The following is a 13156-nucleotide window of genomic DNA, read 5'->3' on the forward strand; positions in this document are numbered from 1 at the left end:
TGGTTACTGGTGATTAGTGATTGGTAGCTCCGCTAAGCAACGTTACCTGGCGAAGCTATCAATCACTAATTACCAGTAACCAATTACCTCCTACCCTTCAGCGGGTTCGTTCTCCCGGCTTCCGGTTTTTTCTTCGTTAATCTCGGGATTATTGCGCTCGCCCTGGGCAGAAGCTGCCGACGACTGGGTTTCACTATCGGGAGCTACTGACTCGTCCTGGCCTGGTTTTTCTGCGTCTTCTGGCATCATTTTGTTGATTATAGGTCATCATCTTCATCCTCAAAGTCATCGCCCTGAAGATCATCGTCGGGGTCTACTTCGAGTGGTTCCTCTATATCCCCATCGTCGCTCAAGTCGTCATCGATGGTGTCGCCGTAGCCGCTTGTTGCGCCTGAACCTTCGTCGCCAAATTCAGCGTCATCATCATCTGGGTCTGGGTTCATCATCAGTACATCGTCTTGCTCATCGTCGAGCAGGTCATCATTATAAGCCATTGTTGCGTGTTGAATAGGTTTCCGAACTCCAATAACCGACCGAATTGTGGTTGGTTAGTTAAGGTAATATGAATTTTGAGCCAATGGCCTTCTAACAGGATGAAAAATTACACACTTCAACGGTATAGTGATCAACCCGTGCTCACAACACAGGATGTTAAGCCCTACGGAGATGGATTTGAGGTGCTCGGGGCGTTCAACCCTGCCGCCTGCCGATTTGGCGACGAAATACTATTGCTGCTTCGCGTGGCCGAAGCGCCGAAGTCTGAGCCGGGCTGGTTACACATTCCCATTGTCGAGACAATAAACGGGCAATCGATGCTGACCGTAAAGATTCTCCGCGAGCCCGACGGCCCCTACGATCCGCGTGTGCTGACCATCGACGGGCAAACGTACCTGACCTCGTTGAGTCACCTCAGGCTGGCGCGTAGCCGCGATGGCGTTCACTTTACCATCGACGATCAGCCATTCCTGTTTCCCGCCCGCCCCGACGAAGCTTTTGGCCTTGAAGATGCCCGCATCACCTGCATCGACGGCACCTACTGGATCACGTATACGGCCGTGTCGGCGAATGGGCCGGGAGTAGGCTTAGCTAAAACGACCGATTTTGTCCATGTAGAGCGGGTTGGTATGGTATTGCCGCCCCCCAACAAAGATGCCTGCCTTTTTCCGGAGCGTGTAAATGGTAAGCTGCTGATGCTTCACCGGCCCATGGTTTCTGAGATTGGCAAACCTTCGATCTGGATTTGCGAGTCGCCCGATGGGGTACATTGGGGCAACCACAGGTACGTGTTCGGTGCCCTCGGCTCAGACTGGGAATACCTGAAAATCGGGGCCGGACCCGAACCTGTCCGCACCGATGAAGGCTGGTTGCTCCTTTACCACGGGGCAAGCAAACAGCACGAATATGCCCTGGCACTGGCCTTGCTGGATGCCAACGAGCCAGGTACGTTGCTAGGCCGGTCTGCTGCGCCACTGCTCACGCCCGAATTGAGTTGGGAGCGCGAAGGCTTCTTCCCCAACGTTGTGTTCAGCAACGGTTGGGTAGCTAGTGGCTCCAACGAGTGGTGGGTCTATTACGGGGCGGCTGATTCAGGCGTTGGCCTTGCCGTTTTGAAGCAGGCCGTGGCTTTGCCTTCGTAAGCGACAGACCTAAAAAAGAAAGCCCTCATCATGGCAACAGATGAGGGCCTGCACGTAGCGAGGAAGTAGGCTGACGATCAGGTTTATTCGGCGGCAGCGGCCAGTAGCGGCTCGATGACCGTGTTGAGCCGTTCGCGCACAAAGCTCTCCTGTAGGTACGTTGGCAGTTTGGCCACCAGTTGGCGATACCGTTCAATGCCCAGCGCTTTAGCAATATAGGCTTCGTGAATCGAGTTCACATGCGTAACAATGCTGACCAGACTCTGGTGAAACAGCCGCACATCAACTTCCGAATCGACAAAGCGTTCGATCTCACGCGGTGCGCCGTTGCCGTTGGCTGATGATATACGCAGGCGACTCAGCATATCGAAGTAGCTGGTATACCCAATCTGGCGGGCCAGCACCTTGTATTGTTCAGGGCCAAACTTCTGCAGGATCTCACCGGTACGGGGCGAGCGCAGCGCTGTTTTGGGGTTATTCTGAACGGCGTTACGTAGTGCTTTGATTCGTTGGTCGCGGGTGGTTTTCAGGAACTGGGCCACCTCGATCTGCGCTGATGTATGCCGCGAAGGCAACGCCAGGTCCGAACGACCGGCTTCGGCCATCCGCTTCGCCATCGGCAGGCGCTGGATGCGGTAATTATTGATTGGCCCCAGTGCGTAGTAACCCACAGAAGCCGGATAATGGCCCCGCACCACCATGTTGCCAATCCGCTTACGGATCAGCTCTTCATTGCTTACATTGATATTCTGTACAGCCAGAAACGCACGGGCACTAAACAGCACGCTGTAGTAAGCCTGCGGAAACGTCCAGTGCAGCGAACTTTGTAGATACTGCTCCGAATCGGCCGACCGATCGTTGAGGACAGGCGTTATGCGAAGCGCATATTCGGCGCTCCAGCTATTGAGCAATAACTTCTCTAACGCCGCCTGCCGATCGGCCGCGCCCAAGCCGCCAAACTGCCGGAAGATGGGGAATTTAGCTAGATCGAACAGGTCATTCTGATGCTGGATATGGAAATCCATGGCGAAGAAGTGATTCAAAAACACCTGCGCCGGAATCGATTTTCGCTGGGCAGCATCCCGCCATATTTCGTCTGCCTGGGCAGCTTGCACGGGCAGTTGCGTAGGCCTGGAAGCCATCGACACATTGGTTGTTTCTCTCATACACTACTAACAAAGAAGACTATTCACCAGTTCAATTTTCAATAGCTTTCACACCTAATCAACCTCCTCATTTACAGCTAATTACAAACTATTTTTCGACTCATTTTGTCACCATTTTCACCGTCAGTTGACAGGCTTTTTTTGCGGTAAATCGCAGGCTCCGGTGTACTTTTAGCGGCCATTTCCCGTTGCTTAATTAGTATGACTATATTCAGTAAAGCAGGCCTCGTCTGGGGCCTTTTTTGTAGTACACTGCCCGGATTTAGCCAGGGTGATAAGGCGTCGCTCGAAGGGCTGGTCCTTGATGCGGCTACTCACCAACCGATCATTGGTGCAACGGTTCAGGCATTGACACAGACGGGAAATGCCACGCAGGCAAAGTCACTGGCACCTGACGGCAGTTTCAAGCTTAACCTGAGCGCGAAGGAATCGTACCGGATTGTGACTCAGGCGGCTGGTTACATAGCCACGGAAGATCGCATGGCATTTACCGATAGCCGGGCTGTTCGCCTTTTCGGGAAGACTATTTACCTGAACAGGACCTTACCAACGTCTACACCTGTAGCCGCGGCTTCATCTGCCCAAAAAAAGGCGTCGCCCGCGCCAAAATCGGCACCAGCCAGCACGGCGGCCAAACCACTGACGATTACCGACCAACCCGTTGAGTTAAGGGCCATCCAGTTCACCCAGAGCACGGCCGATATGGTGCCCGAAGCCCAGGCCGACCTAGACCGCCTGCTGACATTCCTGACGCAAAACCCGACTATCAGTATTGAGTTGGCCGGGCATACCGACAATCAGGGCGATTTTGATCAGAACGTCACGCTCTCCCGGCAACGAGCCGAGACGGTGAAATCATTTCTGGTCAGCAAAGGCATTGCCGCCACTCGTATTTTCACGAAAGGCTATGGAGGCACCCGACCGGTAGCGACCAACAACTACGAGAAGAGCCGCCAGTTCAACCGGCGCGTCGAAATGCGAGTGATTAAGCAGTGATTGGTTATTACGGACGCGCGAGGGCTCCAGCAGAGCCTCCGATCACAATAACCAATAACCAGCTTCCCTCAACGGGCGATCAGGATTCTTTTTGAGGCGGCGAACGTACCTGCTTTTATTTTAACGATGTAGAGGCCCGCCTGCCAGTCGCCGACATACGCTCTATACTGCTGACGAACGTCGCTACCAGCCAGTTGCTGATGACTCACCCGCCTGCCAGCCATATCGAAGACATCAATGGTAACGGCTTCGGTGGTAGGCATCTGGTACAGGTACGTTACAAACTCATCGGCGGGATTGGGAGCCAGTTCCAGTTGGGCTGTCTGCTTCGATTCATCCGCTTCCGGGCACCAGACAATCGGGTCGGGATCGGTCGAAGGCACGCCAAAATCGAGGCCTAACGTGTTTTGCGGGCCGGGCGTGGTACCTCGCCACACGGTCGCCAGATTACCGTCCAGCGCAGCCCGATACCCGTTACCAGACGAGCTGGTGCCACTATTGAACACCTTGCCTGCCAGTTTGCGGTTACCTTCATAAAACTCCAGTTCGGTCAGCTCAGCAAAGCAATTTTTGGCCGCCACGTACCTGACGTATCGCCACGGCTGATTGGCATTGACCACAAACTCGTTCCAGCCCCGGGCGGGCTGAGACAGAATAGCCAGCGTTGTCCAGGAGGTGCTATCCTGCGAACCCTGAATGAGGCCATTCCGGCACCGGTCGCTGCACGTTTGACAGGAGTCGACGCCGAAATGAATGCGAATTTTAGATATCGTTGGCGTAGGTCCTATCTGATTGCAGTTCAGACCGGGAATCTGGCTACAGTACAAATTGGCAATGGCGTCCATGCCTGCGTTGCCCGGATATTGCTTCACCAAACTGTCGGCTTTGGGCCAGTCGGTTGCTGCCGTGTAGGTCACATCGCCCCGAATGCAGGCTAAGTTGACAAACTGCCAGCCCGTTTCGTCAGCTACCCGGCGCAACACAGCGTTGGATTGGCTTTTACCAGGAAGAAACGAATTGCGCAACACAGCCACACCGGTGGTAAAGCCCGTAGACACAACCAGTTTCAACACTTCATCTCTGAACGTAGCCGCGTCGAAATTGGTCTGACTTACGTTTTCAGACAGCGAGATCAGCACCAGGTCGGGTTTGTTTCCCGGCCAGAATGCCGCTACTTTATCCGTAACCGCCGTTTTGTACGGAAATGCCTTGCTGGCGTACGTCTTTTCCCAGTCGTCGAGCCGTAGCCGCTGCACCGACACGTCGGGATTCTGTTCTTTCAGTTTCTCGGTCAATAAACTCACATAGTCGTTGGCCCGGCTTGTTGCGGCCATACCCCAGGGGCCACCTGTCCAGCCAATGGTTGCGTCGGGTGCATTTTCAGTCAGCGCATTACCGATTACCAGAACCCGACTATAACGTGGTATTTCTACTGTAGGCGGAAAGAGAATATCATCCTGCTGATAGAAGTTGACGGGTTTCCCCCCGTTGAGCTCATGTACCGTTCGCCAGTCTTTATACGCCTGACAATCAAGCGGAGACGCGCCAGTTGCATTACACCCGCCCGCGGTCAGGATGCCCGATGTGGTATATGTGGCACTTTGCTCTGGTTTACGAATGACGTTGGCGGTTGTGGCCAGGTATCGGGCGGCTACCTCTCTGACAACGTCGCGGTCGGGCGGGTAGGTAAGGTCAAAATTGAATATCGTAATGATCTGGGTCCCGAATTCATAACAGTCCGTAAACTGTCTGATCTGTTCACTTCTGGGAACCGGATCATTGATTCGGCCAGCGTTTCCCCCCACTTCATTGACGATCAACTTTCCGGGCATATTGGAGCGAACCAGATCAGTCGAAAAGCGAAAATCGGAGAAGTTGCCATCGTTTATCTTGATCCCGTCCATGCTTTCGCCGATGTCTTTGAAGCTAAAGGTGCCCCGCTGAACCGACAGCTTGTCATGAACGGCCCCGTATTCTGGAATAACTTTGAATCGGTTATCCACGGCTTTAATTGCCGCTGCTACTTCATACAGGAAGGTTTTCATAACGCCATGCCGATACCGATACCAGTCCCGGCCAGCCTCACCTTCAAAAGCCCCTTTAAACTCGCCATTGGGTGCTTTGGGGCTAATCTGGTCAAAGCTGGAACCTGGCTGACCGTCTCCTTTCCAGGCCGATTTCAACCGGGTAATCGACCCTCTGTATTTAGCTTTCAACCAATTTCTAAACCCTTTAACCATTGGGTCTGAGTAGTCGAAGAGGCGTTCGTAGTCGCCCGTAAGGCCTTTTGTAGTCGTATACGGATACCCAAACTCCCCCTGCCCGTTATTGGCCACGCACATGAACAACAGCTCATTTGTATTGAGCAAATAACTGTATCGCTGGGCTACCCGGGCGGCAAACGTGGTTCCTTTTTCAATCGTAGCTGGCGCGGCGAAGCTGGTAAATACCCGGAACGTTCCCCGGTTTTGATACAGGCCGTCGAAATGCTGGTATACCCTCAGGTCCTGCCCAAACACATTGTACCCCTGCATGCGGTCGGCGGCACTCCAGCCATTAAAACCATCTTCAAAGTTATTGTTGGGGTCAGAAGGTGTATCGAAGCGCTGGTTATCGATCCAGATACGAATGGCGATTTTCATGCCATTCCGGCGCGCCGCTGCCACCTGATCGTCGTACTGTTGCCAGGGATTCGGGTCATCTTTGCGCCAGTTGTTGATCGTGCTCCAGAGCATCGTGATCATTACACCGTTGCCGCCATTCGCTTTTAGCTGATTGATCGATTCAATTCCATTATCTCCGCTTCCGATGTAGTTATTACCAAGCGACAGCAGCAGATACCGTTGATTCTGCTGCGCTGACAGCCAGTTGCTTAAGCCACAAAAAAGGACGATTAAGGCAGTTCGATAGAATCGATTCATACACGAAATATTAATTTAAAGGCGGTCTGTCCGTTGAGCATTTCAGGTACAGCCTGCCCTGCTCCGATTCGGCCAGCGGCGGGGTTGCTTCACGCTCCATCACACTCGTAACGAACGCAGCCGCCTCATCATATACATAAATTAGTCTGTAGCCGCCCTGGTTTGCCGACCCAGGCCTAGTCCGCCGACAACCAGTAACGTACCCAGAATGGTATACAGGGTAATTGGCTCGCCCAGCAGCAGTGAGGAGTAGGCAAAGCCGAAGATAGGGCATAGAAATAGCCATAACGAAGCTTTAACCGCGTCGGCCCGCACCAGCCGAAACCATAGCTGAAGCGCTACAACCGATACCGGACCAATGAGCCACGCCACCGACGCCCAGAACTGCCCGTCGAAGGTGGTGGCGCTGATATCGGTCGTCAGCAGGGTGATAGGTAGAATAAGCAGTCCGCCGATCAGCACCTGCCAGCCATTGATAACCAAATTGGGCAACCGCCAGTTGAACCGGGCGTAGTAGACGGTTGCAGCAGAAATCGACAACATGCTCCCCAGCAAAATCAGCAGCCCTTCGACGGTGGCGTAGGCCTGCCCCAGCAATGGATACGCCGCCACGCACACACCGATCAGGCCCAGCCCAAGCCCCCCTGCTTCGCGCCAGTGCAGGGGCCGCCGCAGAAACACAGCCGACATCAGCGTAATAAACAGCGGATTGGTGGCCGTCGACAAGCTACCGATACCGGCCGACACCTGTTTCAGCGCCAGCACAAAAAGCCCAAGGTAAATGGTGGTATTCAGGGCGGCAAAAATCGTCAGCCGTTTCCACTCCGCCCCTACCGGCATCGGGTTCCCTTTCTGAAACACGTAGGCCACCAGCAACATACCGCCCCCGGCGATCAGGAAGCGCACCGTAGCCAACACCAGCGGTGCCGCCGACTGCACCCCAAACTTCGTGGCCACCGACGCCGACGCCCACAGCATGGCAAATAAAAGGCCCGAAATGAGCAGATTGGAACGCGGAGACGAATGCACAGATACAGATAAAAAGTTCTTACGCTGTCATTAAACTGGCATTGCTTGTTTTACCGATTAATGACCGCCCAATGACAGCGAAGCGAATGACAACCTGATGACTATTTTTTCCTAAAACCCAATCTTCCCGCGTCTTGCGCTCTTGCCGCTTTGTTGGCTGGCCCAGTCGCGCATGTGGGCGATCTCTTTTTCGAAACCGCCGGAGAGGATCGGAAAGCGCATCCAGGTACGTGGGTCCAGGCTGTGGTCATCGAGGTGGAAGCTGGGGGCGTAGCGTTCGCGTTTCCACTGGTTGCGGCTCCAGAGCTTAAAGAATCGCTCTACCCACATCAGCAGATTTTCGCGGCTATGTTGCCCGGCAAATTTCACTTCAATCTGCTTGAACACCTCTACAGGGGCCTGTTTGTCGCGAATACCGGCGTTTTCAATTTCGTTTAGCACGTCGTAGGGCATCAGGTCGGCCTCGTCGGTCTGGTTCCGGTCAAGGGGGCGCAGTTCGGCGGTGGGTTGCAGGTTATTTACCCGGTTCAGACCCAACAGTTTAATTCGGTCGGCCGGACTCGGGGTGTTCACCACATTCAGGCCCTCGGTTTCGAGCCAGCGCAGCCAGCCCCGCAGAAAATGCTTGTCGATGCCGGTGATGGGCGAGATACTGCCCGCCGTGTCACCGTCCATCGTGGCGTAGCCAACGGCCGCTTCGGATCGGTTTGAGGTGCTGAGCAGGAGCGCATTTTTCAGGTTGGCCAGCATCCAGACGCCCGGTGCACGTACCCGCGCCTGAATATTTTGCAACGCCAGATCGTCCTTATCCCACGACAGTTTCCGGCCTATCTGTCCTTCGATCAGGCCCGTGTAGGTATCCACCAGCCCGTCGATGTTGATGTTCATGAAGGTGGCACCCAGGCTCTCGGCCAGTTCTTTGGCCGAATTAAACGTGTCGTCCGATGAGTTGGAGGTGCCCTGATAAATCGTTGTCAGCAGCTTGCCAACCATCGCCTCGGCGCTGTCGCAGTCCTGAACGGCTGGCAGATGGTGCAGTTTTTTCTTTACCCCGTCGAGGCCAATATTCTCCACGGCCATGCGCACCATCAGGTACACCGTAGCCGCAATCGCCGACGAATCGGCCCCGCCCGACAGGCTGAGCACATACCCCTGCGACCGGCTTTTCCGAAGGTAATCGAACAGGCCGAGTGCCACGGCACGGGCAAATTCTTCTTCCTTGATACTACCAAACCGCTCCCAGGGTTCAAGCTCCGCCTTTTGCACTACCGGGCTAATCTCCGGCCAGTTGAAGCGATCCGTAACGCGCAGGTTGGGCAGGGCAAAGGCCAGGTTTCCCCGGTTCTGGGTCTGATTGAGCCGTGTCATCTCCACATCGACCACAGCCGGAACAATGTGCATGTCTTCGTAGCTCAGTCGTGGGCCCGACACCAGCAGTTCGCCGTTGGAGGCCACCATCGCATCGCCGTCGTAGATAGCCCGGCCCGCCTCGTTGCCCAGCAGGTTTGTATACACATAGCTGACGCCAAACGACCGCGACGCATCGACCACCAGTCGTTCGCGGGTAACCGATTTGCCAAATGCAAAATGGCTCGCCGATGGATTCAGAATGATATCGACGCCACGTTCGTACAGTGCCCGCCCCGGCCGGTTGGCAATCCAGGCGTCTTCGCAAATCTCGAAGCCGATCCGAATGCCCGACAGGTCGAACACGATATCGCCAAACGGGTAACTAAACTCGCCAATATGGGTCTCATCCCGTACGCCCACCGTCCAGGGCTGAAACCAGCGGGGTTCGTAGTGAATGCCGTTTCCGGGCAGGTACTGCTTGGCCACAAAGCCCAGAATCCGCTTGTTGACTATGAAGCAGGCGGTATTGAACGTGCGGTTGTTATGCCGCATGGGCAACCCTACCGACACGGCAATATCGGCCGTATGACCCACAATATCGAGCAGCGACGCGATAGATTGATCGATCGTATTCTGCGCCAGGAACATGTCTTCGCAGTTGTAGCCAGAAATGCATAGTTCGGGCAAACACAACAGACTAACGCCCTGCTGGCGGGCCGCGTCGATGGCATTGATGATATTTTGCTGGTTGTGGTCCCAATCCAGCGGGGTCTGATTGAGTACCCCAGCGGCAACTTTTAGCAGTTTCAAGGTCGAATGATCGAGTTGTGTACTTGGCTAACAAAGATGCGGCATGAAAGGGTTTGCTGGGTTAGTACGGAACAAAAAACCCGGCTTGCATCGGGGTAGTTCTATCGACTCCTGATTCTGGCGTTTACTGTTACCCAGTAATTACCAACGTCTGTATTTTCTTAATCAAATGAGCATAAACAAAAAGACACCATAAAACCTTTTAGTCTATAGTCTTTAACTACAAAAACAAAATCATGACTTCTCAACCTCAAGACGCCTCAACCCTGGCCAGCCAAACCGTTCAGGCCCTGCATGGTGACCCATCAAGCGTATCGCCTACCGACGGCACCTCACTGATTGATAGCTGGATCGCTACCCTTGGCGAAGACAGCCCGATCAGCGATGATCTGTACTCGTTGAAAGAAGCGCTAGAAGATGGTGCTCCTGACAGCAGCGAAATCTCTTCTATTTTGTTGAGCCTGTCTCAGCAGACAGCCGCAGCCTCTTCACAAGCTGGTGGCGACGCACAGGGTTCGTTGCAACAGTTGGCTTCAGCACTGGAAGTATTCGGTCGGCAGATTGCCTAACCAACCATCGGAAATCACCCCGAAGCAGCCTCGCCTTTAGCGGGGCTGCTTTTTTTGTAGACCCATTGCCTGTCGTCAGGCTATTAAACTTGATTCGTTAACTGACAGATGTCAACCGCAGTGTGGCCTGGGTACGTTGTTTCGTTACCACCCGTAACCAGCAACGTACCCAGGCCGAGGGCCTCGGCACCAGCCATGTCGCGTTCGGGACTGTCGCCGACGAACAGGATTCTGTGAGGTGGGGCGTTGAACCGGTCGAGCGCTTTCTGGAATAACTTCGGCGACGGCTTGACGATACTGTGTTCTGATGAAAACACCAGCGTATCGAACAGGTGATGAATGTGACACTGCCGAAAAGCGCGGACAAACAGCGCTTTCTCCGACCAGAGGTTACTCACCAGGCCCAGCCGGTGAGTTTTCGCCAACTGGCGCAGGGCGTGGCAGTGGCTGTCAGGTATGTGTCCCAGTTCATGGTGAGCAAACACCGTATGCAGGCGGGCAGCATCGGTTTGCGGCAGGCCGAGCGAGTCGAGCGTTTCGGCCAGATACGTGCTGGCGGGGCGGAAATTCTCGTGGTAGGCGGGGTCTGCATAATGCTCGTTCATGGTGTCATACACCTGCTGAATCACCCATTGCACCTCACTGTCTGAATGATACGTTCCGCCCAGTTTCCGGTATGTCTGGGCGTAGGCTTGCTCATTGGAAAAGCGATTACCGCCAAACATCAGCGTGTCCATCAGGTCAAGCAGGATCACGTCGAACTGATCTATAAAGCGCTCGGTAGAGGTCATACCATGACTAACCGGAAATGAGCCCATAGGTTACCAGATCTACCGAAGAGTGGTAACTAAGTTTAATTTAGTAGCATGTCATTTTGGTGGTCCATCTTTTTTTTCAATCTGCCCTAAACGTATCAAATAAGCCTATTTCCTCTAAAACAACTAGTTACAACGCACTTCCTATCTAGCCTATTATACTGATTCTGAATTTTTCCTTGACAGTACCAACAAAACAAAGTTAAATTGGTCTGATAATTGAGGGCGGCTCTTGGGCCGCGCATCTTTCATGCCCCCTCGCTTATCTAACCCACTTCCGCTTCGGCGCTATTTAACGTATGCAGAAACTTAGCCTAAGCCAGTCATTACAACAAAAACTGTCTCCCCAGCAGATTCAGTTTATCAAGTTGCTGCAAATACCGACGGCTGAACTGGAAACCCGTATCGAGGAAGAGTTGGAAATTAATCCGGCCCTCGAAGAGGGTATGGACGAAGAATACGACACAAAAGACGAGTTTGATGAACCCGGGGAGTTCGACGATAAAGACGAATACACCGACCGGAACGACGACCTGGACATCGACGGATACCTGGCCAACGATGAGTTTGCCGGGTACAAAATGCAGGGCGACGGTTCATACAACGAAGAAGACCGCGAAATGCCCATTGCCACCATGTCGAGTTTGATGGATTCGTTGATGCAGCAGTTCGGCTACCTCCGGCTCACCGACGAGCAACGCGCCATTGGTCTGCAATTACTTGGTAGCATTGAAAACGACGGTTATATCCGCCGGTCATTACAGGCCATTGTCAACGACATGGCCTTTTCGCAAAATATCTTCGTCGATGCTGATGAGGTAGAAGACGTTCTCCATAAAATACAGACGTTCGACCCACCCGGCATTGGCGCCCGCGATTTGCAGGAATGCCTGCTGTTACAACTTCGCCGTAAAGACCTGACCGACCCCTACGTTCAACTGGCTATTCGGATCATCAACGAGTTTTTCGACGAGTTCTCCAAGAAACATTACGACAAAATTCAGCGGCGGCTCAACGTTAGCGATGAGGCCCTGAAACGAGTGGTCGAGATTATCATCAAGTTGAATCCAAAGCCGGGTTCGGTCGAAGGCGACGACAGTGCGGTGCAGTACCTGATGCCCGACTTCCTGCTGACCAACAACGGCGGCAAACTCGAACTGACGCTGAACTCTCGCAATGCGCCCGAACTGAAGATCAGCCGGTCGTTTGCCGATATGCTCGATACGTACGACAGGAGCAATAAAACGAACAAATCGCTGAAAGAAACCGTCAGCTTTGTCAAACAGAAACTCGACGCGGCCAAGTGGTTCATCGATGCCATCAAACAGCGGCAACAGACGCTGCTGAAAACGATGAACGCCATCGTTCGCTACCAGTATGACTTCTTCCTGACCGGCGATGAGAACAAACTGCGGCCGATGATCCTGAAAGACATTGCCCAGATGATCGACATGGACGTATCGACGATTTCGCGGGTGGCCAACAGCAAAGCTGTTCAGACGGAGTTTGGCATCTATCCGCTGAAATATTTCTTCTCGGAAGGGATCGCCACCGACTCGGGCGAGGATGTCAGTAGTCGCGAGGTGAAGAACATTCTGAAAGACATGATCGACACCGAACCTAAAGTCAATCCTCTTTCCGACGATAAGCTCGAAAAAATGCTCAACGACCGGGGCTACAACATTGCCCGGCGCACGGTGGCCAAATACCGCGAGCAACTAAATATCCCCGTGGCCCGGCTGCGGAAACAGCTTTAGTCAATTATCAGTTATCAATGAACAATGATCGGCGAATCCAGCTACTTGGATCGGTTCAAAAAAGAGGTAGCTGGATTCGCTGATCATTGTTCATTGATAACTGATA

General features: G+C 53.6%; 11 protein-coding genes. 4 read left to right on the plus strand and 7 right to left on the minus strand.

Features of this window, described 5'->3' with window-relative positions:
* Nucleotides 1-90 precede the first annotated feature (90 nt).
* Both ACFE8Q_RS14705 and ACFE8Q_RS14710 read right to left on the minus strand, forming a co-directional pair.
* A complete protein-coding gene (locus ACFE8Q_RS14705) occupies nucleotides 91-249 on the minus strand; it encodes a hypothetical protein (protein WP_375446165.1) in 159 nt (52 codons plus the stop codon).
* A gap of 8 nt (nucleotides 250-257) precedes the next feature.
* Nucleotides 258-494, minus strand: coding sequence for an adhesin (locus tag ACFE8Q_RS14710; protein WP_375446166.1), 237 nt, complete (start codon nucleotides 492-494; stop codon nucleotides 258-260).
* Between the two features lie 99 nt (nucleotides 495-593).
* On the opposite strand from ACFE8Q_RS14710, the gene ACFE8Q_RS14715 reads away from it, so the two are divergent.
* A complete protein-coding gene (locus ACFE8Q_RS14715) occupies nucleotides 594-1637 on the plus strand; it encodes a glycoside hydrolase family 130 protein (protein WP_375446167.1) in 1044 nt (347 codons plus the stop codon).
* Between the two features lie 83 nt (nucleotides 1638-1720).
* Here ACFE8Q_RS14715 and ACFE8Q_RS14720 read toward each other — a convergent pair whose 3' ends face one another.
* A complete protein-coding gene (locus ACFE8Q_RS14720) occupies nucleotides 1721-2803 on the minus strand; it encodes a hypothetical protein (protein WP_375446168.1) in 1083 nt (360 codons plus the stop codon).
* A gap of 201 nt (nucleotides 2804-3004) precedes the next feature.
* Between ACFE8Q_RS14720 and ACFE8Q_RS14725 the strand changes: the two genes are divergently transcribed.
* The gene (locus ACFE8Q_RS14725; protein WP_375446169.1) at nucleotides 3005-3799 is read left to right on the plus strand and encodes an OmpA family protein; all 795 of its coding nucleotides are present in this window, start codon (nucleotides 3005-3007) and stop codon (nucleotides 3797-3799) included.
* A gap of 68 nt (nucleotides 3800-3867) precedes the next feature.
* On the opposite strand, the gene ACFE8Q_RS14730 is transcribed toward ACFE8Q_RS14725, so the two are convergent.
* The 3 genes from ACFE8Q_RS14730 to nadE form a co-directional block, all read right to left on the minus strand.
* A complete protein-coding gene (locus ACFE8Q_RS14730) occupies nucleotides 3868-6720 on the minus strand; it encodes a T9SS type A sorting domain-containing protein (RefSeq protein WP_375446170.1) in 2853 nt (950 codons plus the stop codon).
* Between the two features lie 141 nt (nucleotides 6721-6861).
* Nucleotides 6862-7749 carry a DMT family transporter gene (locus ACFE8Q_RS14735; RefSeq protein ID WP_375446171.1) on the minus strand — a complete coding sequence of 296 codons (888 nt, stop codon included), beginning with the start codon at nucleotides 7747-7749 and terminating at the stop codon, nucleotides 6862-6864.
* A gap of 111 nt (nucleotides 7750-7860) precedes the next feature.
* Nucleotides 7861-9909, minus strand: coding sequence for an NAD(+) synthase (gene nadE / locus ACFE8Q_RS14740; RefSeq protein ID WP_375446172.1), 2049 nt, complete (start codon nucleotides 9907-9909; stop codon nucleotides 7861-7863).
* Between the two features lie 236 nt (nucleotides 9910-10145).
* On the opposite strand from nadE, the gene ACFE8Q_RS14745 reads away from it, so the two are divergent.
* Complete coding sequence (locus tag ACFE8Q_RS14745) at nucleotides 10146-10478, plus strand: hypothetical protein (RefSeq protein WP_375446173.1); 333 nt, start codon at nucleotides 10146-10148, stop codon at nucleotides 10476-10478.
* An 83-nt stretch (nucleotides 10479-10561) separates the two neighbouring features.
* Here ACFE8Q_RS14745 and ACFE8Q_RS14750 read toward each other — a convergent pair whose 3' ends face one another.
* Entirely contained in the window at nucleotides 10562-11269 is a 708-nt protein-coding gene (locus tag ACFE8Q_RS14750; protein ID WP_375446174.1) for an HAD family hydrolase, read from the minus strand.
* 323 nt (nucleotides 11270-11592) lie between these two features.
* Here ACFE8Q_RS14750 and rpoN point away from each other — a divergent pair, with 323 nt between their 5' ends.
* Complete coding sequence (rpoN, locus tag ACFE8Q_RS14755; protein WP_375446175.1) at nucleotides 11593-13050, plus strand: RNA polymerase factor sigma-54; 1458 nt, start codon at nucleotides 11593-11595, stop codon at nucleotides 13048-13050.
* The last annotated feature ends 106 nt before the right edge of the window (nucleotides 13051-13156 follow it).

Source organism: uncultured Fibrella sp. (assembly GCF_964250085.1).
Lineage (GTDB): Bacteria > Bacteroidota > Bacteroidia > Cytophagales > Spirosomataceae > Fibrella.